Below are 20,766 nucleotides of genomic sequence, written 5' to 3'. Positions count from 1 at the left end.
GGTGCTAACAGCTCCCTTTTCCGGATGCGTACCCCTCGTCTTGCCGGTGATGATTGCGGCCAAGGCCCGATGCGCCCGGCTCGGGACCGATGTCGGAAAAGCGATCCCGGTGGTTCACCCGTCGCCGGCCGTCGATTCGACCGTTGACCTGGGCAGCGAGGAACGCGCGCCCGGCCCGTCGCCGGGGCCGTGAGGAGAGACGTCCCGGAATGGGGAACACGATGACCGACGACGCCGACGACGAGGCCCGGCCCGGGCCCGGTCGCCCCCGTACCGCCAGCCGCCCGGCGGGCGCGGACCGGCCGCCCTCCGCCCTGGACGCCTGGGGACGGGCGAACCGGCGCGGGCAGTGCGACTGGTCCGAGCCGGACACCGAGCCGCACCTCATCCGCGGCCTCGACTGAACCGGCCCGACCCCGGCCCGACCCCGCGGCGTCGACCAAACCGGCCCGACCCCGCGTCGCCGTCAGCCGGTGGCCAGCGGCAGCCGGACGACGAACCGGCAGCCCTCGGCGATGTTGTGCACGTCCACCCGACCGCCGTGCGCCTCGACCAGCCCGCGCACGATGGCCAGCCCCAACCCGCCGGAGCCGGCCGGCGACCCGTTGCCCGGGTGTGGGGTACGCGCCGGCTCGCCCCGGAACGCCACGTCGAACAGCCGGGGCAGGTCCGCCTCCGGGATGCCGCCGCAGGTGTCGGCGACGGCCAGCCAGGCGACATCGCCGTCGCGCCCGGCGTTGACCTGTACGGTGCCGTCGGCCGGCGTGTACCGCACCGCGTTGAGCAGCAGGTTGCCCACCACCCGGCTCAGTTCGGGTTCGCTCGCGGTCACCGTGGGCCACCCGGAGGCGGCGGACACCAGCCGGATGCGGCGGGCGGCGGCCAGCGGCGCGGCACCGGCCAACGCGTCGGAGACCACGTCGCCCAGCGGCACCGCCGACAGCGACAGCCGCAGCGCCCCGGCGTTGATCCGGGACAGCTCGAACAGGTCGTCGACCAGCCGGGTCATCCGGTCGGTCTCCACCCGGATCCGGCGGTGGTACTCGTCGACCGTGTCCGGGTCGGCGACCACCCGGTCCTCCAGCGCCTCCGCCATCGCCCGCAGCCCGGCCAGCGGGGTCCGCAGGTCGTGCGAGACCCAGGCGACCAGGTCCCGCCGGCCCTTCTCGATCCGCCGCTCCCGGGCCCGCGCCTGGTCGGCCCAGACCGCCGCCGAGGCGAGCCGGCGGGCGAACAGCCAGCCGACCGCGAGGCTGACCAGCGCCGCCGCCGAGACGGTGATCAACACCACCTCCAGGTCGTGCGGGGAGAGGAACATCGCCTCGGCGATCACCGCCACCCCGGCCACCACCGCGCTCACCGTCATGGCCAGCAGCACCGTGACGTGCACGGTGATGGACCGGCCGCGCAGCAGTCGCAGCACCCCCGCGCCGAGCAGCCCCACCCCGCCCGACGCGGCCAGCGCCGCCCCGAAGATCAGCGCCAGGTCAGTCATCGACCGGCTCGTACCGGTAGCCGACACCCCAGACCGTGACGATACGGCGCGGGTTGGCCGGATCGTCCTCGATCTTCTCCCGTAGCCGGCGTACGTGCACGGTCACCGTGGACTGGTCGCCGAACCGCCACCCCCAGACCCGTTCCAGCAGTTCGGCCCGGGACAGCGCCCGGGTGGGATGCTGCATCAGGTGGGCGAGCAGGTCGAACTCGCGCAGGGTCAGGGCCAGCTCCCGCCCGTGCAGCCGGGCCACCCGGGGGCCGGTCGACACGGTCAACCCGCCGTCGTCGAGCACCTGCGCCGCCGCCGTGACCGGCTCACCGCCGGCCCGGCGCAGCACCGAACGGACCCGCAGCACCAGCTCCCGGGGGGAGAACGGCTTGCTCAGGTAGTCGTCCGCGCCCAGTTGCAGGCCGAGGATCCGGTCGGCCTCGTCGCCCCGGGCGGTCAACATCACGATGGGTACGCCGTCCGGCCGCTGCCGCAGCCGCCGGCACACCTCCAGCCCGTCGAGCACCGGCAGCATCACGTCCAGGACCACGAGCTGCGGCGGCGCGGCGGCCACGGCGGCGAGCGCGGCGGCCCCGTCCCCGACGTGCTCCACCTGGTAACCGGCGTGCTCCAGATAGCGGCACACCACGTCGCTGACCGTCCGGTCGTCGTCGACCACCAGCACCCGCTGCGCCACCGGCACCTCCCCCTCGTGCCGGCCAGCGTAGCCCCGCGCACCCCGGCCGCGACCCGCCGGAAACCTTGCCAGGTGCTTACGGTCCGCGCGCCTCAGGCCGCCCGGCGGTCCCGGGCCTGCGCCCCGTACGGCTGCGCCGTGACCGGGCGGGGCTCGTCGAGGTCGTCGAGCCGCAACCGCCACCGGGACCGGCCGGTACGCCGTGGATGCGACGGGCCGGCCGGACGCGGACCCAGCCGGTACAGCAGCACCGTGATCAGGTAGCCGCCGACCAGGAACCCGTGGCTGACCAGCCGGGGCACCGCCACCTGCGCGGTGACCAGGTCGTTGACCGACAGCAGGACCAGGGTGGCGACGAAGGCGCTGAGCATCGGCAGCAACCCGGCCGGCGGGGTACGCCGCAGCGCGACGAAGAGGAAGCCGGCACCCACCGCCACGTTCCACGCCGCCGACTCGTGCCACAGGTGCTGCCCGGCCGGATGCAGGTGCTCGGCGTTGACACCCTGACCCACCTGGGCCAGCCCCAGGGCGAGCTGGACCGCGCCGAGCAGGCCCAGCGCCACCCGCAACCCGGTGACCAGCCCACCGGGCCACCGCACGACGCGCCTGGGGGCCGGTGGCGGCACGGCCGCGAGGATCGACTCGGTCAGGTCGGGTGCCGTCGCCGTCACCACCCGGGTCCGGGCCCGTCGCGTCACCATCGCGGCGACCCCGTGCCAGGCGCGGCAGTCCGCGCAGCCGTCGAGGTGCGCCTGCACCGCCACCCGCTCCTCGGCGGTCTCCTCCCCGTCGAGCTGGGCCGACAGGATCTCCCGCCACGCTGCGCACCGCATCGGGCGATTGTCGCTCATCCCGGCACCCCGTCGGGGCAGCGCTCCGACAGGGCGTACCGCATCAGCACCACGTCGCCGATCTGGCGTACCTCGGCGAGCCGGGCCCGCCGGCCCGGATGCCACGGGAACGCGCCGTCACCGACGAACCGGGGGGCCCGCCGGTCGCCGACGAAGAACGGGGCGACCACGAGGTGCAGCTCGTCGGCGAGGCCGGCGGTGAGGAACTGGGCGTGCACCGACGCGCCGCCCTCCACCATCAACCGCTGCACCCCCCGGCCGGCCAGGTCGGCCAGCACCCGGGCCGGGTCCAACGGGTCACCCGCGTCGACCACGGTGGCCAGCCCGGACAGCAGCTCGGTGGTCTTGTCCACCGCCGGCCCGGCGCAGTAGACGACCTTCTCGGCGTCCCCCACGGTGAAGAACCGGGCCTGCGGGTCCAGCAGCCCCCGGGCGGTCATCGTCACCTTCACCGGCGACGGCGGCAACCCGGCGGCCTGGCGGGCGGCCCGCAGCCGCGCCGAGCGGACCATCAGCCGCGGATCGTCGGCCCGGATCGTGCCCGCGCCGACCAGGATCGCGTCACACCCGGCCCGGACGGCGTCGATGCGCTCCATGTCCTCGGCGTTGGACAGCAGCAGCCGCTCCCCGGTGGCGTCGTCGATGTAGCCGTCGATCGACGTGGCGCAGCTGAGCAGCACGTACGGCCGCCCGGTCGACGCCGGTACGGCGGTGGCCGTTGTCGCCGGTACGGCGGTGGCCGCCGCACCGGCCGGTACGACACCCATCTCAGTTCAACGACGGCAGGTCGACGGCCCGGGCGGCGGCCCGGCTGGCCTTCGCCGCCAGGTAGTCGGCGTTGGCGGGGGAGAGGAACACCCCGGTCGGCACCACCTCGGCGACCGCCACCCCCAGCCGGGTCAACTGCTCGGCCTTGTCCGGGTTGCTGCTCAGCAGCACCAGCTCCGGCACCCCGAGCACCGCCAGCATCTGCGCGGCGGCCCGGTAGTCCCGTTCGTCCTCGTCGTGCCCGAGCGCCACGTTCGCCTCGTAGGTGTCCAACCCGGCGTCCTGCAGGGCGTACGCGTCCAGCTTCGGGTAGAGGCCGATGCCGCGCCCCTCCTGCCGCAGGTAGAGCAGGAAACCACCGGCGTCGGAGATCCGCTGCACCGCCTCGCGCAGCTGCGGGCCGCAGTCGCAGCGCTGGCTGCCGAAGACGTCCCCGGTGAGGCACTCGCTGTGCGGGCGGACCAGCGGCGCCGCCCCGCCCGCCGCGTGCCGGCGCAGCGCGCCCGCCCAGTCGCCCAGCCCGAACGCCAGGTGCTCTCGCCCGTCCACCAGCCCCTCAAAGGAGAAGACCCGAGCCGTGGTGGCGTACCCGTCGGGGAACCGCAGCGGGACCGTGACCTGTGTCCGGACCGTCGCGGCCGGCAGTGCGTCGTACATGTGTCTCCTCTGTCAGGCGCTGCCGGCCAACCCGGCAGCGGGTACCGGTGAGGAACCACCCTGGCTTCCCACCGTACGGTCACCCGGTCGTCCGCGCAGCGCGGACGGGCGACCCCGCAGCACCAGCACGGCGGCACCCGGCAGGGCCGCCACCAGCACCAGTGCTCCGTACACCAGGGCGGTCGCCACCCCCTCGGCGGCACCCAGGCCGGCCGCCCCGAACGCCCAGGCGGCGACGCCCTCGCGCGGGCCGAAACCCGCCATGTTGGCGGGCAGGCCCATCGCCAACAATGCCAGCAGCGTCAGCGGCACCAGCACCGCCAGCGGCGCGGTGACCCCGGCCACCCGGGCCGCGAGCACGAACGTCGCCAGGTGGCAGCCGACCACCACCGTCGAGGCCAGCAGCACCCCCGGCCCGGTCCGCCGGCCCAGCAGGCCGGCCCGCACGTCGGCGACGGCGGCGCGCAGCGCGCGGGCCCGCCGCGACGGCCCCGACCGGGGCAGCACCCGCACCAGCACCACCAGCACCAGGCCCACCGCCACCGCCACCGCCGTCACCGTCGGCAGGTACGGCCGCACCGGCGACGGCAGCGCCAGCAGCAGCGCCGCCGCCAGCACCACCTGGACGAGCTGCCCGGCGGTCCGCTCCCAGACCACCGCGCGCACGGCCCGGCCCAGGTCACCGGCCTCCCGGCCGTGCCGCACCGCCCGGTGCACGTCGCCGAGCACCCCGCCGGGAAGCGTCGCGTTGAGGAACACCGCCCGATAGCAGTCGGCCACCGCCGTGCCCAGCGGCAGCCGGATGCCGAGCGCCTCGGCGACCAGCCGCCACCGCCACGCGCAGCCGACCGTGGCCAGCGCGCCCAGGGCCAGCGCGCCCAGCACCGCCGGGGCGTCGATCCGGCGCAGCCCGGCCAGGGCCGGACCGGTGCCCAGCCACCACAGCAGCGCGCCGACCAGTGCCACCCCGCCCAGGTTGCTCAGCCAGGCCCAGGCGGTACGGGCGCGGGCGGGTGACGTGCCGGTGGCGTCGGATGACACGCGGTTCCTCCTCCGGAGATCCTGTCCCTTCTCACGTACCGGCCGGCGAACCGGTTCATTCCACCCCGGCGAGCAGGTCGTCGTGGCCGACGGTGACGGTGAGCCGACCGGCCGCCGCCTCGGCCCGCCGCCACCGGGCGTACCTGGCTGTCCGGTCGGCCAGGTCGGGGCGCTGGGCGACGGCCGCCTCCAGCCAGCCGTCGAACCACTCCACGATCAGTTCCGCCCGCTGCGGCCCGAGCCGCCACGGGGTCTCCCGCACGGTCACCGGCATCCCGTGCCGGGCGAACTCGGCGACGGTCACCCCGGCGGCGTCCGGGCCGAGCAGCACCCGGCCGTCGACCGTACGCCGCTGGTGGGCGTCGAAGGCGGCGGCGACCTCGGCGTCCAGCGGGTCGGCGGGGTCGAACCGGACCCGACCGACCACCGAGAGCACGAACAGGCTGGGGCAGCCGACGCCCGCGCAGGCGGCCACGATCCGGGCGATCTCGTCGGCGGTGAGCATGTCCAGCAGCGCCGACGCGGTGACCAGGTCCGCGTCGGCCAGGTCGGCGGGGGTCAGCCGGGTGATGTCGCCCTGCCGGGTGGTCACCTCGACCGGGGTGCCGTCGCCGGCCACCGGCACCGCCGCGCCGGCCCGGTCGAGCAGCCCCGGGTCCCGGTCGTGCAGCACCCAGCGCTGCGGGCCGGGCAGCAGCGGGGCCAGCCAGCGCAGCATCGACCCGGTGCCGCTGCCCAGGTCGTGCACCACCCACGGCCGGTCCCCGCGCAGTGACGTGACCGATCCGACGCCGGCCACCAGCATCCCGGGCCCGCCCTCACCGGCCGGCGACAGGCCCGGCGTACCGGCACCGGCGGTCGGTCCGGTGCCGGTGAGCCGGGCGCGGAGCAGGTCGACCAGCTCCCCGCTGCGGGCGTCGGCGTCGGCGGGTTCCCGCAGCCGCAGCCAGTCGGCGAACGGTTCGGTGGCGTACGCGGTCATGTCCTCACTCCGTCCAGCACCTGGGAGATGATCGTCACGGTGGCCGGCCAGCCGGGCAGGTCGGCCCGCCGGCCCCGGGCCGCGTGGCGTAGCCGGTCCCGCAGGTCGGCCGAGTGCAGCCAGCGGCGCAGCGCCCCGGCCAGCGCCACCGGGTCGTCCGGCGGCACCAGCACCCCGGGCGCGGCACCGTCGCCGGCCCGGCCCAGCGCCTGCGGCACCCCGCCGACCGTGCTGCCCAGCACCGGGATCCCCCGGGCCAGGGCCTCGACCACCACCATCCCGTAGGTCTCGGCCCGCGACGGCAGGACCAGCAGATCCGCCCCCGCGTACGCCGCGTCCAGCGCCGGCCCGGTCACCGGTCCGTGCCAGCGCACCCGCCCGGCCAGCCCGTCCCGGTCCGCCCGCTGCCGCAGCCCGGCCACGAAGGCCGGGTCACGGTCCAGCGCGCCCACGCAGTCCAGCGTCCATGGCCTGTCGACCAGCCCGGTCAACGCGTCGACCAGCACGTCGTGCCCCTTGACCGGGGTGACCGCCGCGACGCACAGCAGCGCGGTGCCGGCGGCCGTGCCGGGGGCGACGTCGGCCGGGTCGACCCCCGGGGTGGCCACCGTCACCCGGGCCGGGTCGATCCGGTGCCGGGCCAGCAGCAGCTCCCGGGTCCAGCCGCTGGTGGTGACGAGCGCGTCGGCCAGCGGCAGGGCACGCGCCTCGGCGTCGTCGCCCAGCGGCATGTGCACCAGCACCACCTGGCGCAGCCGGCCGGCCTGCGCCGCCAGCAGCTCCGGCACGGTCGAGGCGACCAGCCCGTCGTAGAGCACCGGCATCCCGTCCGGCAGGGCCGCGAGCACCCCGGCCAGCCGCGCCCGCGCCGCCTCGTCGGGGTGCGGCCACTTTCCGGGTACGCCGTGCTCGTGCACCGTCCAGCCGGCCGCCCCGAGACCGGCGCAGACCCGCCTGTCGTACGCGTTGCCGCCGCTGGGGGTGGCCGGGTCGTCGATGTCGCCGGGCAGGACGACGTGCACCGCCCGCACGGGCTACAACGACCGCTCGTAGCTGGCCCAGGCGATGTGTGACTCGTGCAGGGTGACCGTGATCCCGGCCAGTTCCCGGGCGCCCGCGCCCAGCCCACCGGCCTGCACCCGGTCGGCGAGCCGGTCGGCGATGGTCCGGCACAGCACCTCGGTGGTGGTGTTCTGCCCGGCGAACGCCGGCTCGTCGTCGAGGTTGCGGTACGTCAGGTCGGCCAGCACCGCCTTCAGCTCGTCGGTCGCCCGGCCGATGTCCACCACGATGCCGTCGTCGTCGAGTTCGGTGCGGCGGAAGGTGGCGTCGACGACGAAGGTCGCCCCGTGCAGCTTCTGCGCCGGCCCGAACACCTCCCCCCGGAAGCTGTGGGCGATCATGATGTGGTCCCGTACGGTCACGCTGAACACGGTGTCTCCTCGTCGTAGCTGATCAGATGGCACAGCGCGGGCAGCTCCCCCGAGGCCAGCCGGGCGAGCACGGCGGGCAGCTCCGCGAAGCGGGACCGCCCGGTCAGCAGCGCGTCGAACACCGGGTCGGCGAGCAGCTCCAGGGCGAGCGTCAGCCGGTCGGCGAAGTCCCGCCGGGACGCCCGCGCCGGGGAGACCGTGCCGACCTGGCTGCTGCGGATCGTCAACCGGCCGGCGTGGAACGCCCCGCCCAGCGACAGCTCCACCGGCCGGTCGCCATACCAGCTCAACTCGACCACGGTGCCCTCCGGGGCGAGCAGGTCCAGGCTGCGCTGCAACCCGGCGGCGGTGGCGCTGGCGTGCACCACCAGGTCCCGGCCCCCGGTCGCCGCCGCAGGCAGGGCGAAGTCGACCCCCAGCGCCGCGGCGACCGCCGCCCGCGCCGGATCGGCGTCGACCAGCTCCACCCGCACCCCGGGGAAGCGGGCCAGCAGGGCCGCCACGCTGCACCCCACCATCCCGCCGCCGACCACGCTGACCCGGTCACCGACCAGCGGCGCGGCGTCCCACAGCGCGTTGACCGCCGTCTCCACCGTGCCGGCGAGCACCGCGCGGGCCGCCGGCACGTCGTCCGGCACCGGGGTCACCGCCGACGCCGGCACCACGTACGCGCTCTGGTGCGGGTGCAGGCAGAACACTGTCCGTCCGCGCAGCGCCGCCGGCCCGGCCTCGACCACCCCGACGCTGAGGTAGCCGTACTTGACCGGGGCGGGGAAGTCGCCCTCCTGGAACGGGGCGCGCATCGCCGTGTACTGGCCCGGTGGCACACTGCCGGTGAACACCAGCGTCTCGGTGCCGCGGCTCACCCCGGAGTAGAGGCTGCGGACCAGTACCTCGTCGGGGCCGGGCGTGGGCAGGGTCACCGGCCGCAGCTCACCGACGCCGGGGGAGCGGAGCCAGAAGGCCCGGGCATCGTGGATCACGCGGGTTTTCTCCTCTTCTGCCGGCGGAACCGAACGAAACGGCCGCGTCCTGCGTACCCACTGCCGAGGTCGTCGATCATAAACACGGAGGCAGGGTGTCCAGGGTTCGAACCGGTCCGGTGCTCGGCCTGACCGCACAGACCGTCCTGCTGGCCGGGCTGGCCGCGACCGTCGGGCTCGACGTCGCCGGCTGGCTGGCCGGTCTCGGGTACGGCGTGGTCACCTGCGTCGCGTTGCAGCGTGGCCTACGCCGTCGGGGCGTCGACCGGCTCGGGCCGGCCGACCGGGTGACGCTCGCCCGGGGGGTGCTGGTCGGCGGGGTGACCGCCCTGGTCGTCACCGGGTTCTCCGGCCCGACCCCGCTTTCGGTGCTGGTGCCGATGACGGCGGTGGCGCTGGCCCTGGACGCGGTGGACGGCTGGGTGGCCCGACGCACCGGTACAGCCAGCGCGCTCGGCGCACGCTTCGACATGGAGGTCGACGCGTTCCTCATCCTGGTGCTCAGCGTCCAGGTGGCGCCGGTGGTGGGGCCGTGGGTGCTCGCCATCGGTGGCCTGCGGTACGCCTTCGTCGTCGCGGGCTGGCTGCTGCCCTGGATGCGGGGGACCCTGCCGCCGCGCTTCTGGCGCAAGGTGGTCGCCGCCACCCAGGGGGTGCTGCTGCTCGTCGTCGCCGCCGACGTGCTGGCCCGGCCGGTGACCGCCGTGCTGGCCGCGGTGTCGTTGGCGCTGCTGGTCGAGTCGTTCGGCCACGACGTCGGCTGGCTGTGGTGGCACCGGTCGACCCGGCCCACCCCGGCGGTCGCCCCGACGTCCGCCACACCGGTCCCGGTCGCGCTGGTGCCGTCGGTCGTGGCGCTGCCGTCCGTACCATCGGTGCGGCCCCGGGTCGACGCCGTCACCGACCGGTCGTTCGTCGCCCACCAGCCGGTCTGAGCCTCACCCGCCGACCCGGCCGTGCGCCGGGGCCCTCCCCAGGAAGGACCATCCGGAGTGTCGTTGTTGTCACGTCTGCGTCGCCCGAGCACGGCAGCCGAGCCCACCGGGGACGCCGGGCCGTCCGGGGTCGACGCGTTCGCCGGGCCCGCCGACGGGGTCGACGGGCCGGACGTCGCCGCCGGTCCGACGCCGCCGGACGGGGCGGGCCGGGGACGGTGGCGTACGGTCGCCGGGCGGGTGACCACCGTGCTGGCCGGGCTGCTGGTCCTGGCGGTGCTGACCGCGCCGGGCCGGTTCGACCAGCTCACCCCGATGGCGTTCCTGCGGGTGCCGGTCGAGGCGCTGGTCGCCGCCGCCCTGCTGCTGGCGCTGCCCGGCCGGGCCCGGCGACCGGTCGCGGTGGCGGTCGGGGTGGCGCTGGGGCTGGTGGCCGTCGTCAAGGTGCTCGACCTGGGCATGTCGGCCAGCTTCGCCCGCCCGTTCGACCTGGTCCTCGACTGGGTGCTGCTGGACGACGGCTACGCCTTCGTCACCGACTCGGTGGGCACCGGCGGTGCGGTCGCCGCCGCCGTCGCCCTGGTCGCCCTGGTGGCGGCCCTGCTGGTGCTCACCACCCGGTCGGTGCTGCGGCTGACCCGGCTGACGACCGGGCACCGTCGCACCGCCGTCCGGGTGGTGGCCGGCCTGACCGCCGTCTGGGTGGCCGCCGCGACGCTCGGGGTGCCGGTCGCCGACTCCGGCACCGCGATCCTGGTCGGGCAGCACGTCGGTCAGGCCGGTGCGGGCCTGCGGGACCGGCGGGAGTTCGCCGACCAGGTGGCCCGGGACGCCTACCGGGACACCCCGGGCGACCAGCTGCTCACCGCGCTGCGCGGCAAGGACGTGGTGCTGGCCTTCGTGGAGAGCTACGGCCGGGACGCCGTCGAGGACCCGGAGTTCGCCGATGGGGTCGGGCCGGTGCTCGACGGGGGAACGAAACGGCTGGCCAAAGCCGGGTTCACCGCCCGTAGCGGATTCCTCACCTCGCCCACCTTCGGCGGGGGAAGCTGGCTGGCCCACGACACGCTGCTGTCCGGGCTGTGGATCGACAACCAGCAGCGGCACGACAGCCTGCTGGCCAGCGACCGGCTGACCCTCAACAAGGCGTTCCAGCGGGCCGGTTGGCAGACCGTCGGGGTGATGCCGGCGGCCACCTCACCCTGGCCGGAGGGGGCGTTCTTCGGCTACGACCGCTACCACGACGCGGCGGGGCTGGACTACCGGGGCCCGCAGTTCAGCTACGCCCCGATGCCCGACCAGTACACCCTGGCGACCTTCCAGCGCCGGGAGCGGACCCCCGGCCACGCCCCGGTCATGGCGCAGATCCCGCTGATCTCCAGCCACTCCCCGTGGGGGGCGATCCCCCGGATGCTCGACTGGGAGCACGTCGGGGACGGCTCGATCTACCGCCGGCCGACGTCGGTGGCGTTCAACCCGAAGGACGTGGTGGGGCGCAGCACCACCGAGGTGCGCACCGGCTACCGGCGGGCCATCGAGTACTCGCTGAACAGCCTGATCTCCTACGTCGAGACGTACGGCGACGACGACACGGTGCTGGTCTTCCTCGGTGACCACCAGCCGTCCCCGCTGGTCACCGGCCCGAACGCGAGCCGGGACGTGCCGATCACCGTGCTCGCCCGGGATCCGGCGGTGCTGGCCCGGGTGTCCGGCTGGGGCTGGCAGGAGGGGCTGCGTCCCGGGCCGGACGCCCCGGTGTGGCCGATGGACACGTTCCGCGACCGGTTCCTCGCCGCGTTCGGCCCGCAGCCGCCCGCCCACGTCGCCGCGCCGCGCTGAGGTCCCGCGCTGACCGTCCGGTGACGCCGGACGGTCAGCGTTTCGCGGCCAACCGCACCGCGTTGCACACGTCGACCACGCCGGGCACCTGCCAGGCCACCTGGCCGGCGAGCTGCCGGGCGTCGACGTCGGGGGCGATCCCGCCGAGGATCGCCACCCGGTTCTGCACGGTGACGGTGATCCGCCGGGCCCGCAGGCCGACCCCGCCGACGATCCGGTACGCCACCTCGGCGGCCAGCCGGACGTCCTCCCCGGGCGGGCCGGGCGGGTCGGGCTCGGGACGGAACCAGCTGTCGTCGGGCAGCGGCCACGGCATCACCATGCCGTGCTCCTCTCCCGGGGCGGTGCGGTCGCGGGGGACCGGGACCAGTCCACCGCCGCCCGGCGGGTGTCGAAGACCGGGAACACCCGGTCCAGTCGCATGGTGTGCAGCACGGTGCGGACGAACCGGGACGGCCCGGCGAGGCTGAGTTGCCGGTCACGCTGCCGGGCGTCCTGCCGGGCCCGGACCAGCTCCCCGAGCGCGGTGGAGTCGATCAGGTGCACCCGGGCCAGGTCCACCACCACGTGCCGGTCGGCCCCGACGGCCTCCGCCAGCGCGCCGTGCAGGACGTCGCCGGTGGCGAGGTCCAGGTCACCGGCGGCGGTGACGACCGCGACCTCGTCGAGGTGCTCGACGCCCAGCACGCCGAGCGGGTCGGCGTGGCGCGGGGCGCGGGTGGGTGCCGGGGCCGGTTCGGGGGCCAGTTCGCAGCGGGGGCAGCGGTGCGGCCCGGTGGCGAACGGCGAACCGGTCCAGCCCTGCTCGGCGACGAACGTCCAGACCACCTCGGCGTCGGGCAGGACGCAGGCCGGGCCACTCGCCACCGCCCCGCAGCTGTCACAGATCAGCGTCATCAGCGGTTCGTCCGGTACGACGGTCATCGGATCTCCTCCTCGAGGACGGCCGTGGCGGTCCGGTGGTCGTGGCCCGGCGCGCGGTGGTCGACCGGAGACCCCGCGCGCCGGACCACGACCGGTTCCGGTGGGTCAGGGCTCGGTCCGGCCGCCGGCGGTGCCGACGACCAGTGCCACGGCGACCCCGGCCAGGCCGACCTGCACGATCAGCTGCCGTAGCGTGAAACCGTCGCTGTCGATGCCCACCAGCCGGCTGACGATGGTGCCGAGCAGCGCGGCGACCAGACCGACGGCGAGGGTGAGCCAGAGCGGGACCTGCGTACGGCCTGCGACGACGAGGCGTCCCAGCGCGCCGATGACGAGCCCGACGACGACGGCGGCGACGATCCCGGGCACGCTCACCGGCTGTGCTCCCGGACCAGCTCCCGGGCGGGCTGCCGGTGGGCGGCGGACGGGACCTGCCCGCCGTCCACCCGCAGGGACCGTGGGGTGGTGACCATCGGCAGCACCCGGGACACCCGGGCGGCGCTCAGCACGCGCAACGCCCGGGCGCTCGGGTCCCGCAGGGTCAGCACGCCGCCGTGGCGGGTCAGTTCGCGGTGCACGTCGAGCAGCAGCCCGATCGCGGCGGCGTCGAGATGCCGGCATTCGGACAGGTCCACCACCACGTGGGCCGGGCGCAGCGCGACGAGTCGGTCGAAGACCTGCCGGGACCGGGCCAGCGCGGCCAGGTCCAGGTCGTCGGTGACGCACACCTCCACCAGCGGTACGGTGCACTCCGGGCGGGACGCTCCCACGACTCGGCCTCCTTCCACGCTCACTGTCCGGCCCCAGCCTCCGGGGTGAGGTTGGCGACCGTTGCGCGGACGTATGTCAGTTGCGTGACAAATCCCGCGTTCGCCGTGCCCGGTTCGTCATCGTCGGCGCGTACCGGGCACGATTTCCCGATGGCGGGCGTACTGGTGATCGAGGACGACGACCGGATCCGTCTGGCGCTGCTGCTGGCCCTGGAGGACGAGGGCTACCTGGCGCGCGGGGCGGCCACGGCGGAGGAGGGGTTGCGGGCGCAGCGGCAGGAGGCCGCCGACTACGTCCTGGTCGACCTGATGCTGCCCGGTCTGGACGGTTTCGAGTGCATCAGGCAGTTGCGCCGTGACGACGACGTGCCGATCGTGGTGGTCAGCGCCCGCGACGACACCCACGACATCGTCGCCGCGTTGGAGGCGGGCGCGGACGACTACCTGGTCAAGCCGGTCGCCATCAAGGAACTCTCGGCCCGGTTGCGGGCGCTGCGCCGCCGGGGCCGGACCGCCGCCGCACCGTCGGCGACGGTGCCGGTGCTGGTCTTCGGCGCGTTGGAGATCAGCCCGGAGGCCGGTGAGGTGCGCCGGTCGGGGCGACCGGTGCCGGTGACCCGCACCGAGTTCCGGTTGCTCTGCGAGCTGGCCGAGCACGCCGGCCGGGTGCTGTCCCGCCAGCAGCTGCTCAGCCGGGTGTGGGGCTACGAGACGGGCGACGAGCGGCTGGTCGACGTGCACGTGGGCCGGCTGCGGCAGAAGATCGAGGCCGATCCGGCGAACCCCCGGCACCTGGTCACCCTGCGGGGCCTCGGCTACAAGCTGCAACGATGAGGCGGCTCGGCCTGCGGGCCCGGGTCACCGCCGCGTTCGCGATCGGGGCGCTGCTGCTGTCGGCGCTGATGGCGCTGATCTCGTACGAGCTGGTGCGCCGGTCGCTGCTCGACGAGCGGGAGCGCACGGCGCTGCGGGCCGCGTACTTCGACGCGGCGGTGGTCCGGGCCGGCCTGGACACCGACACCCCGGACATCTACGAGGTGCTGCGCACCCTGGACACCGGGGGCAGCCGCCGGGCCCTGGTGCACCGCGACGGCCGCTGGTACGCCCGCACCGCCGACGAGGGCCCGTCCGGCGCGGTGCCGGCCGGGCTGATGGCGATGGTCGCCGACGGTGAACCGGCGGTGCAGCGGGTCCGGGTCGACGGGCAGCCGGCGCTGCTGGTCGGGGTGCCGCTGGCCGACTCGACCGGCTACTACGAGATCACCTCGCTGCGGGAGCTGGAGCAGACCTTCCAGGTGCTGGCGTTGGCGTTGACCGTGGTGGCGGTCACCGTGGCCGGCTCCGGCGCGGCGCTCGGCTGGTATGCCACCCGGCACGGGCTGCGGCCGTTGACGGCGGTGGCCGACGCCGCCGAGAAGATCGCCGCGGGCGACGTGACGGCCCGGCTCGCCCCCGGCACCGATCCTGACCTGGCCCGGCTCTCCACCTCGTTCAACCGGATGGCCGACCAGGTGGCGGTCCGCATCGAGCGGGACCGGCGGTTCGCCGCCGACGTCGCCCACGAGCTGCGCTCGCCGTTGCAGACGCTGTCGGCGGCGGCGAGTGTGCTGTCCCGGCGGCGGGACCGGTTGGACGACCGGACGGCCACCGCCGCCGGCCTGGTCAGCGAGGAGATCACCCGGTTCCAGCAGTTGGTCAACGACCTGATCGAGCTGGCCCGCAGCGACCGGCCGGCGCAACGTGAGGAGGTCGACGTGGTGGCGCTGGCCCGGGACGCGTGCCGGGGTCGGGGCCTGCCCGGTTCCCTGGTGGAGGCCGGCCCGCCCGCGCCGGGACGCTGGTCGGTCGACCCCCGGCGGCTGGAGCAGTTGCTGGTCAACCTGCTGGACAACGCGGTCCGCTACGGCGGCGGCCCGGTCGCGGTGCGGCTGTGGCTCTCTGACGGCACGGGGGTGGTCGAGGTCGACGACGCCGGCCCGGGGGTGCCGGTGGCCGACCGGGAGGTGGTCTTCGACCGGTTCGTCCGGGGTCGGGCCGCGCACGACCGGGCCGGCGGCGACGGGACCGGCCTGGGCCTGGCGCTGGTCGCCCAGCACGCCGCCGCCCACGGTGGACGGGCCAGCGTGTCCGACCGGCCCGGCGGCGGCGCCCGCTTCCGGGTGGAGCTGCCGGGGAGCCGGCCGTGACCCGCCGGATGGCGTCGACGCTGGTGGCGGTGCTGCTGCTCGCCGGCTGCGGGGTGCCGGCCGACCAGCAGCCCCGGGCGGTGCAACCGCCGTTCGGCCCGCCCGCGGCCCCGGCCGCGAGCAGCGCCCCGGGCCGGGTGGAGCAGGCGTTCTGCCTGGTCCGCAGCGGTCAACTGGTGCGTAAGGTCCGGCAGGTCGACGCGGCCGACGGGGTGGACGGGCACCTGCGTCGCCTGCTCGCCGGCCCCACCCGGGCCGAACGGGCGGTCGGCCTGAGCACCGCCCTGCCCGGGGCGGTGCACGTGCTCGGCGCCCGGCTGGTCGACGGGCGGGCCCAGGTGGAGGTGGAGCCGCCGGGGGAGGAGTCCGGTCGCAGCGACGAGGTGCTGGCCTACGGGCAGATCGTCTGCACCCTGGACAGCCGCCCCGACGTCGCCGGGGTGTCGTTCCTGCTGCGCGGCCGGCCGTTGGAGGTGCCCCGCGCCGACGGCTCGCTGTCGACCGGACCGCTGACCGCAGCCGACTACCCGGCGCTGACCGGCCCGGACTGACGCCCGCGCCGGGCCCGGGGCACGACCAGCGGGGTGCCCGTCTCCGGGTCCTCGACGATCCGGCAGGGCAGCCCGAACACCTCCTCGACGAGGGCGGCGGTGACCACCTCACGCGGGTCGCCCTGGGCCACCACCCGACCGTCGCGCATGGCGATCAGGTGGGTGGCCCAGCGGGCGGCGTGGTGCAGGTCGTGCAGCACCGCGACCAGGGTCCGGCCCTGCTCCTCGTGCAACCGGGCGCACAGGTCGAGCACCTCGATCTGGTGCGCGACGTCCAGGTAGGTGGTGGGTTCGTCGAGCAGCAGCAGGGAGGTCTGCTGGGCCAGCGCCATCGCGATCCAGACCCGCTGCCGCTGCCCGCCGGAGAGTTCGTCGACGGGTCGTGCGGCCAGCTCGGTGACGCCGGTGGCGGCCATCGACTCGGCCACCACCCGCTCGTCCTCGACCGACCACTGCCGCAGCAGTCCCTGGTGCGGGTAGCGGCCCCGGGCGACCAGGTCGGCCACGGTGATGCCCTCCGGCGCGACCGACGACTGCGGCAGCAGGCCGAGGGTGCGGGCCACCTCCCGGGACCGCATCGTGTGGATGTCCCGGCCGTCGAGCAGCACTGTGCCGGCGGTCGGCCGCAGCGTCCGCGCCAGGGCCCGCAGCAGGGTGGACTTGCCGCAGGCGTTGGGGCCGATCACCACCGTGAACGACCGGTCGGGCACGGCCACCGTCAGGTCCCGGGCCACCACCCGCCGTTCGTAGGCCAGGGTCATCCCGACCCCGCCGAGTCGACTCGTCACCGCGTCCTCCTCAGATCCGTGCCGCGCGACGGCGCGTGGCGAGCAGCCACACCAGGTAGGCCCCGCCGATCAATCCGGTGACCACCCCGACGGGGAGTTGGTGGCCCTCGATGGTGCGCTGGGCGGCCAGGTCGGCGGCGAGCAGCAGCACCGCCCCGGTGGCGGCTGCGGTGGCCAGGTTCGGCCCGGGTGCCCGGGTGAGCCGGCGGGCCAGGTGCGGCGCGACCAGGGCGACGAAGGACACCGGCCCGGCGGCGGCCGCCGCCCCGGCGGCGAGCAGCACCGCCGCGCCGAGCAGCAGTTGCCGTACCAGCGACACCGGTACGCCGAGCGCGGTGGCGGTGTCGTCACCCAGTTCGATCAGGTTCAGCGCGCGGGCGGTGCCGGCCACCACCGGTGTCAGCAGCGCCAGCAGGCCGAGCAGCGGGACGGCCTGCGCCCAGTCCCGCCCGTCGAGGCTGCCGGTGAGCCAGAGCACGGCGCGCGCCGCGTCCATCAGCGGGGCCCGGGTGAGCAGCCACCCGTTGACGCCGGTGAGGATCGCCGTGGTGCCGATGCCGACCAGCACCAGCCGGTAGCCGTGCACGCCGTGCCGGCCGGCCACCGTCCACAGCAGCAGGCCGGTGGCGAGGCCGCCGAGCAGCGCCGCGCCGGACAGCAGTAGGGTGCCGCCACCGGCCACCACCACGACCAGCGCGCCGGTCGACGCGCCCTGGGTGACGCCGAGCACGTCGGGGCTGCCCAACGGGTTGCGGACCAGCGACTGGAGGATCGCGCCGGACAGCGCCAGGGCCGCCCCGACGCCGAGCGCGGTCACCAGCCGGGGCAACCGCAGCTCGCCGACGATGAAGTTCTCGGCGACGCTGCCGCCGCCGGTCAGCGTGCGCAGCACGTCGGCGGTGCTCATCGGATAGTCGCCGCCACCGATCGCGAGCACACCGAGGACGACGGTCAGGGCGGTGGCGACCAGTCCGACGGTCACGCTGCGGCCGCGCCAGCGTACCGAGCGGGTGCCGATGCGGACCGCCCGTGCCAGCGGCCGGGTCGGCGGGTCGGCGGGTCGGGTGCGGTTCACCGGCGGGCCACCAGACGCAGGAACAGCGGGCCGCCGAGCACGGCGGTGACCAGGCCGACCTGGAGTTCCCCGGGTCGGCCGAGAACCCGGCCGAGCACGTCCGCGCCGAGCAGCAGCACCGGGGCGAGCACCGCGGCGTACGGCAGCAGCCAGCGCAGGTCCGGGCCGGTCAGCGCACGTACCAGGTGGGGGACGAGCAGGCCGACGAAGACGATCGGGCCGCAGGCGGCGGTGGCCGCGCCGCAGAGCAGGGTGACCGCGGTGACCGTACCGGCCCGGATCAGGGCGGGGCTGGCGCCCAGCGCGCGGGCCGCGTCGTCGCCGAGGGCCAGGGCGTTGAGCGGGCGGGCCCCGGCCAGGCCGACCAACAGGCCGGCCAGGATGAACGGGGCCACCGTGGCGACGGTGGTGAAGTCGGCGGTGGCCAGCGAACCGACCGTCCAGAACCGCAGCCGGTCCAGCGAGACCGCGTCGAGCAGCATCACCGCGCTGACGAACGAGTAGAGCACCGCGTTGAGGGCGGCCCCGGCCAACGCGAGCCGTTCCGGGGTGGCCTGTCGGCCGCCGCCGACGGCGTGCACCGCCACCGTGACGACCACTGCTCCGAGCAGGGCGAACCAGATCCAGCCCCGGACCGTGGCGACGCCGAGCAGGGCGGTGGCGGTGGCCACGGCGGCGGATGCGCCGGCGTTGATGCCGAGCAGGCCGGGGTCGGCGAGCGGGTTGCGGGTGAGCGCCTGCATGAGTGAGCCGGCCACGCCGAGGGCCGCGCCGGCGAGCAGCCCGAGCAGGGTCCGGGGCAGCCGCATCTGCTGCACCACCGCGTGTTCGGGGGAGCCGGGGGAGACCAGGCCGTGCCACACCTCGACGAGGGTGAGTTGCTTCGCGCCGACGGCGATGCTGAGCACCGTCACGGCGACGAGGAGCAGCAGGCCGGTGCCGAGCCCGGCGGCCCGGACGCCGACGCGCCGCCGGGTCGACGCCACGCCCGGTGCAGCGGTGGGTGAGGGTAGGGTGGCGGACAGTGTCGGCTCCAGGGGGGCGAAAGAGCGGCGCACGCCGGTTTGACAGTGACTTAGGTTAGGTTAGCCTAACCCTGCTGTCGCGGATCGTCACGGTCCGGGCCTGACCGAAAGACGTCGTATGTTGCCTTCCTCGTCCTCCCCCCGCCTGTCCCGCCGGGCACTGCTCGCCGCCGGTGGCGGCGCCGCCCTGACCGCGTTCCTCGCCGCCTGCGGCGGAGGCGACGACCCTGGCAAGCCCGCCGGGAACGGCCCGGCCGGTCCGTGGAGTTTCACCGACGACCGCCAGCGCAGGGTCGAGGCGGCCAGCGCGCCGACCCGGGTGGTCGCCTTCACCGGGGTGGCCGCCGCGCTCGTCGACTTCGGACTCGACTCCGCGCTCGTCGGGGTGTTCGGCGAGACCACCCGCACCGACGGCTCCCGCGAGCCGCAGGCCGGCGACCTCGACGTCGACAAGGTCACCGTGCTGGGCAACGTCTGGGGTGAGTTCAACGTGGAGAAGTACGCCGCGCTGCGCCCCGAACTGCTGGTCACCCACATGTACGACCCGGACGCCCTCTGGTACGTCCCCGACGAGAGCCGCGACAAGATCCTCAAGCTCGCGCCGAGCGTGGCGATCGCCACCGCGCGCACCCCGATGACCCGCCCGATCGAACGCTACGCCGAACTGGCCCGCTCCCTCGGCGCGGACCTGTCCGCCACGAAGGTCACCACGGCCAAGACCCGCTTCGAGGCCGCCGCCGAGCAGGTGCGGGCGGCGGTCAAGGCCAACCCGGGCATCCGGGTGATGGCCTCCTCGGGCAGCCCCGACCTGTTCTACGTCTCCAACCCGAAGGTCAGCACCGACCTGATGTACTTCGCCGAGCTGGGTGTGGACATCGTGGTGCCGGCCAAGCTGGAGGCCGGCGACTACTTCGAGGCGCTGAGCTGGGAGAACGCCGGCAAGTTCCCGGCCGACCTGATCCTGCTGGACAACCGCTCCACCGCGTTGCAGCCCAAGGACCTCGCGGCCAAGCCCACCTGGGCGCAGCTTCCGGCCGTCAAGGCCAACCAGGTGACCCCGTGGGACGCGGTGCCCCGCTTCTCGTACGCGGGCGCGGCCCCGCTGCTGGAGAACCTGGCCACCGCGATCCGCTCCGCCAAGCGCCTCAGCTGACTGCCGGGTCAGGTCCTCGGCAGCCTGCCGGCGCGGTCCGGGGGCGGGACAGGGAGAAGACATGCCGCGTCCCCCTCACCCGCCCGGTGCGCCAGCCGCCGGGGGCGAGGGGGACGGCGATCGACGGGTCAGGCCGCCTCGACGGTACGCGTGCGCCGCGCGGGCCGGCCGGGCTGCTCCCGTACGGTGCGTCGGTCGTCGATGACGCCGGTCGTCACGTCGCCGGCCATGGTCAGCGCCCGGTGGGCGTTGCGCGCGGCGTCGCAGGGCCACTCCTGGTGTTCGCAGAGCAGGTTGTCGCAACGCCCGCCCTGGTCGGGATGGTGCGCGTCGATCACGTCGAGGGCCATCCGCCACAGGAGCGGATCGGTGACCCCGGCGGGAACGGCGGCTCGGGTATGTCGCTGCGGGCGGTCGGTGTCGGGCACGGTCTCCCCCTTTGTCGGTACCGAAGAAGAGTCTCCACCCCGCGCGCAAGCGAAACCAACCGCCCCGGGTGGGGATGACCACCGCCACGCTGCGGAACTGTCCGACAGCGTGACCGTTCGTGCCCCCATTTCGGGTAAATCCGTGTGCCGCGTTCGCGGGAAAAGACGATGGGTGCGGGCGGGTCGGCCGGGGG

The 20,766-nt window shown here is 75.4% G+C and carries 25 protein-coding genes; 7 read left to right on the top strand and 18 right to left on the bottom strand.

Annotation, left to right across the window (positions count from 1 at the left end; all coding sequences use genetic code 11):
• Positions 1-221: 221 nt before the first annotated feature.
• Positions 222-404 (top strand): hypothetical protein, encoded by a 183-nt coding sequence (locus tag JQX11_RS01100; protein WP_204923034.1) that lies wholly within the window; start codon positions 222-224, stop codon positions 402-404.
• Between the two features lie 62 nt (positions 405-466).
• Here the strand turns inward: JQX11_RS01100 and JQX11_RS01095 are convergent, their stop codons facing one another.
• From JQX11_RS01095 to JQX11_RS01050, 10 genes are all read right to left on the bottom strand, one after another.
• Positions 467-1,495, bottom strand: coding sequence for a sensor histidine kinase (locus JQX11_RS01095; protein WP_204923033.1), 1,029 nt, complete (start codon positions 1,493-1,495; stop codon positions 467-469).
• The gene (locus tag JQX11_RS01090; protein ID WP_204923032.1) at positions 1,488-2,183 is read right to left on the bottom strand and encodes a response regulator transcription factor; all 696 of its coding nucleotides are present in this window, start codon (positions 2,181-2,183) and stop codon (positions 1,488-1,490) included. Before JQX11_RS01090 ends, JQX11_RS01095 begins: the two co-directional genes overlap by 8 nt.
• A gap of 92 nt (positions 2,184-2,275) precedes the next feature.
• Positions 2,276-3,016 carry a zf-HC2 domain-containing protein gene (locus JQX11_RS01085; RefSeq protein WP_204923564.1) on the bottom strand — a complete coding sequence of 247 codons (741 nt, stop codon included), beginning with the start codon at positions 3,014-3,016 and terminating at the stop codon, positions 2,276-2,278.
• Positions 3,017-3,030: 14 nt separating this feature from the next.
• Positions 3,031-3,801 carry a RibD family protein gene (locus JQX11_RS01080; protein WP_204923031.1) on the bottom strand — a complete coding sequence of 257 codons (771 nt, stop codon included), beginning with the start codon at positions 3,799-3,801 and terminating at the stop codon, positions 3,031-3,033.
• 1 nt (position 3,802) lies between these two features.
• Complete coding sequence (locus JQX11_RS01075; RefSeq protein WP_204923030.1) at positions 3,803-4,459, bottom strand: GTP cyclohydrolase II; 657 nt, start codon at positions 4,457-4,459, stop codon at positions 3,803-3,805.
• 12 nt (positions 4,460-4,471) lie between these two features.
• Complete coding sequence (locus JQX11_RS01070; protein ID WP_204923029.1) at positions 4,472-5,500, bottom strand: lysylphosphatidylglycerol synthase domain-containing protein; 1,029 nt, start codon at positions 5,498-5,500, stop codon at positions 4,472-4,474.
• A gap of 55 nt (positions 5,501-5,555) precedes the next feature.
• The gene (locus JQX11_RS01065; RefSeq protein WP_232376988.1) at positions 5,556-6,482 is read right to left on the bottom strand and encodes a class I SAM-dependent methyltransferase; all 927 of its coding nucleotides are present in this window, start codon (positions 6,480-6,482) and stop codon (positions 5,556-5,558) included.
• A complete protein-coding gene (locus tag JQX11_RS01060; RefSeq protein ID WP_204923028.1) occupies positions 6,479-7,513 on the bottom strand; it encodes a glycosyltransferase family 4 protein in 1,035 nt (344 codons plus the stop codon). The genes JQX11_RS01065 and JQX11_RS01060 overlap by 4 nt, the downstream gene beginning before the upstream one ends.
• A gap of 3 nt (positions 7,514-7,516) precedes the next feature.
• Positions 7,517-7,915, bottom strand: coding sequence for a 6-pyruvoyl trahydropterin synthase family protein (locus JQX11_RS01055; protein WP_204923027.1), 399 nt, complete (start codon positions 7,913-7,915; stop codon positions 7,517-7,519).
• Positions 7,903-8,898: a zinc-dependent alcohol dehydrogenase gene (locus tag JQX11_RS01050; RefSeq protein WP_204923026.1), complete on the bottom strand. Its 996-nt coding sequence runs from the start codon at positions 8,896-8,898 to the stop codon at positions 7,903-7,905. Before JQX11_RS01050 ends, JQX11_RS01055 begins: the two co-directional genes overlap by 13 nt.
• 95 nt (positions 8,899-8,993) lie before the next feature.
• On the opposite strand from JQX11_RS01050, the gene JQX11_RS01045 reads away from it, so the two are divergent.
• Entirely contained in the window at positions 8,994-9,833 is an 840-nt protein-coding gene (locus JQX11_RS01045) for a CDP-alcohol phosphatidyltransferase family protein (protein ID WP_204923025.1), read from the top strand.
• Positions 9,834-9,890: 57 nt separating this feature from the next.
• Positions 9,891-11,672, top strand: a complete 1,782-nt coding sequence (locus JQX11_RS01040; protein WP_372444521.1) for a sulfatase-like hydrolase/transferase — start codon at positions 9,891-9,893, stop codon at positions 11,670-11,672.
• Positions 11,673-11,706: 34 nt separating this feature from the next.
• Here JQX11_RS01040 and JQX11_RS01035 read toward each other — a convergent pair whose 3' ends face one another.
• The 4 genes from JQX11_RS01035 to JQX11_RS01020 all read right to left on the bottom strand — a co-directional run bounded on the left by JQX11_RS01035 (position 11,707) and on the right by JQX11_RS01020 (position 13,366).
• Complete coding sequence (locus JQX11_RS01035; RefSeq protein ID WP_204923024.1) at positions 11,707-11,994, bottom strand: BON domain-containing protein; 288 nt, start codon at positions 11,992-11,994, stop codon at positions 11,707-11,709.
• Complete coding sequence (locus JQX11_RS01030; protein ID WP_204923023.1) at positions 11,988-12,596, bottom strand: STAS domain-containing protein; 609 nt, start codon at positions 12,594-12,596, stop codon at positions 11,988-11,990. The genes JQX11_RS01035 and JQX11_RS01030 overlap by 7 nt, the downstream gene beginning before the upstream one ends.
• Before the next feature lie 105 nt (positions 12,597-12,701).
• Complete coding sequence (locus JQX11_RS01025; protein ID WP_204923022.1) at positions 12,702-12,971, bottom strand: GlsB/YeaQ/YmgE family stress response membrane protein; 270 nt, start codon at positions 12,969-12,971, stop codon at positions 12,702-12,704.
• Positions 12,968-13,366 (bottom strand): STAS domain-containing protein, encoded by a 399-nt coding sequence (locus tag JQX11_RS01020; protein WP_204923021.1) that lies wholly within the window; start codon positions 13,364-13,366, stop codon positions 12,968-12,970. Before JQX11_RS01020 ends, JQX11_RS01025 begins: the two co-directional genes overlap by 4 nt.
• Before the next feature lie 150 nt (positions 13,367-13,516).
• Between JQX11_RS01020 and JQX11_RS01015 the strand changes: the two genes are divergently transcribed.
• From JQX11_RS01015 to JQX11_RS01005, 3 genes are read left to right on the top strand one after another with little or no spacing between them, the layout of a single operon-like run.
• Positions 13,517-14,200 (top strand): response regulator transcription factor, encoded by a 684-nt coding sequence (locus JQX11_RS01015; RefSeq protein ID WP_204923020.1) that lies wholly within the window; start codon positions 13,517-13,519, stop codon positions 14,198-14,200.
• A complete protein-coding gene (locus JQX11_RS01010; protein ID WP_204923019.1) occupies positions 14,197-15,552 on the top strand; it encodes a sensor histidine kinase in 1,356 nt (451 codons plus the stop codon). Before JQX11_RS01015 ends, JQX11_RS01010 begins: the two co-directional genes overlap by 4 nt.
• Positions 15,549-16,103 (top strand): GerMN domain-containing protein, encoded by a 555-nt coding sequence (locus tag JQX11_RS01005; RefSeq protein WP_204923018.1) that lies wholly within the window; start codon positions 15,549-15,551, stop codon positions 16,101-16,103. The genes JQX11_RS01010 and JQX11_RS01005 overlap by 4 nt, the downstream gene beginning before the upstream one ends.
• Here the strand turns inward: JQX11_RS01005 and JQX11_RS01000 are convergent.
• Genes JQX11_RS01000 through JQX11_RS00990 form a run of 3 tightly spaced genes read right to left on the bottom strand, consistent with a single transcriptional unit; the run spans position 16,076 to position 18,952 of the window.
• Positions 16,076-16,864 (bottom strand): ABC transporter ATP-binding protein, encoded by a 789-nt coding sequence (locus tag JQX11_RS01000; protein ID WP_204923560.1) that lies wholly within the window; start codon positions 16,862-16,864, stop codon positions 16,076-16,078. The two genes, JQX11_RS01005 and JQX11_RS01000, sit on opposite strands and share 28 nt — an antisense overlap.
• A 37-nt stretch (positions 16,865-16,901) precedes the next feature.
• A complete protein-coding gene (locus tag JQX11_RS00995) occupies positions 16,902-17,927 on the bottom strand; it encodes a FecCD family ABC transporter permease (RefSeq protein WP_204923561.1) in 1,026 nt (341 codons plus the stop codon).
• Positions 17,928-17,962: 35 nt separating this feature from the next.
• On the bottom strand, positions 17,963-18,952 hold the full coding sequence (locus tag JQX11_RS00990) for a FecCD family ABC transporter permease (RefSeq protein ID WP_372444520.1): 990 nt from the start codon (positions 18,950-18,952) through the stop codon (positions 17,963-17,965).
• 157 nt (positions 18,953-19,109) lie between these two features.
• Here JQX11_RS00990 and JQX11_RS00985 point away from each other — a divergent pair, with 157 nt between their 5' ends.
• Entirely contained in the window at positions 19,110-20,144 is a 1,035-nt protein-coding gene (locus tag JQX11_RS00985) for an ABC transporter substrate-binding protein (protein ID WP_204923016.1), read from the top strand.
• A gap of 128 nt (positions 20,145-20,272) precedes the next feature.
• Here the strand turns inward: JQX11_RS00985 and JQX11_RS00980 are convergent, their stop codons facing one another.
• The gene (locus tag JQX11_RS00980; protein ID WP_204923015.1) at positions 20,273-20,572 is read right to left on the bottom strand and encodes a hypothetical protein; all 300 of its coding nucleotides are present in this window, start codon (positions 20,570-20,572) and stop codon (positions 20,273-20,275) included.
• Between the last annotated feature and the right edge of the window lie 194 nt (positions 20,573-20,766).

Origin of the sequence: Micromonospora humida, from assembly GCF_016901255.1 — a bacterium.
Lineage (GTDB): Bacteria > Actinomycetota > Actinomycetes > Mycobacteriales > Micromonosporaceae > Micromonospora > Micromonospora wenchangensis.
This window is presented reverse-complemented; position numbering and strand designations above follow the sequence as displayed.

What these genes read in the sequence shown, in the direction of transcription:
- JQX11_RS01100 (WP_204923034.1), top strand. Translation starts at nt 222, where the DNA reads ATGACCGACGACGCCGACGACGAGGCCCGGCCCGGGCCCGGTCGCCCC.
- JQX11_RS01095 (WP_204923033.1), bottom strand. Translation starts at nt 1,495, where the DNA reads ATGACTGACCTGGCGCTGATCTTCGGGGCGGCGCTGGCCGCGTCGGGC.
- JQX11_RS01085 (WP_204923564.1), bottom strand. Translation starts at nt 3,016, where the DNA reads ATGCGGTGCGCAGCGTGGCGGGAGATCCTGTCGGCCCAGCTCGACGGG.
- JQX11_RS01080 (WP_204923031.1), bottom strand. Translation starts at nt 3,801, where the DNA reads ATGGGTGTCGTACCGGCCGGTGCGGCGGCCACCGCCGTACCGGCGACA.
- JQX11_RS01075 (WP_204923030.1), bottom strand. Translation starts at nt 4,459, where the DNA reads ATGTACGACGCACTGCCGGCCGCGACGGTCCGGACACAGGTCACGGTC.
- JQX11_RS01065 (WP_232376988.1), bottom strand. Translation starts at nt 6,482, where the DNA reads ATGACCGCGTACGCCACCGAACCGTTCGCCGACTGGCTGCGGCTGCGG.
- JQX11_RS01035 (WP_204923024.1), bottom strand. Translation starts at nt 11,994, where the DNA reads ATGGTGATGCCGTGGCCGCTGCCCGACGACAGCTGGTTCCGTCCCGAG.
- JQX11_RS01030 (WP_204923023.1), bottom strand. Translation starts at nt 12,596, where the DNA reads ATGACCGTCGTACCGGACGAACCGCTGATGACGCTGATCTGTGACAGC.
- JQX11_RS01015 (WP_204923020.1), top strand. Translation starts at nt 13,517, where the DNA reads ATGGCGGGCGTACTGGTGATCGAGGACGACGACCGGATCCGTCTGGCG.
- JQX11_RS01010 (WP_204923019.1), top strand. Translation starts at nt 14,197, where the DNA reads ATGAGGCGGCTCGGCCTGCGGGCCCGGGTCACCGCCGCGTTCGCGATC.
- JQX11_RS01000 (WP_204923560.1), bottom strand. Translation starts at nt 16,864, where the DNA reads ATGACCCTGGCCTACGAACGGCGGGTGGTGGCCCGGGACCTGACGGTG.
- JQX11_RS00985 (WP_204923016.1), top strand. Translation starts at nt 19,110, where the DNA reads ATGTTGCCTTCCTCGTCCTCCCCCCGCCTGTCCCGCCGGGCACTGCTC.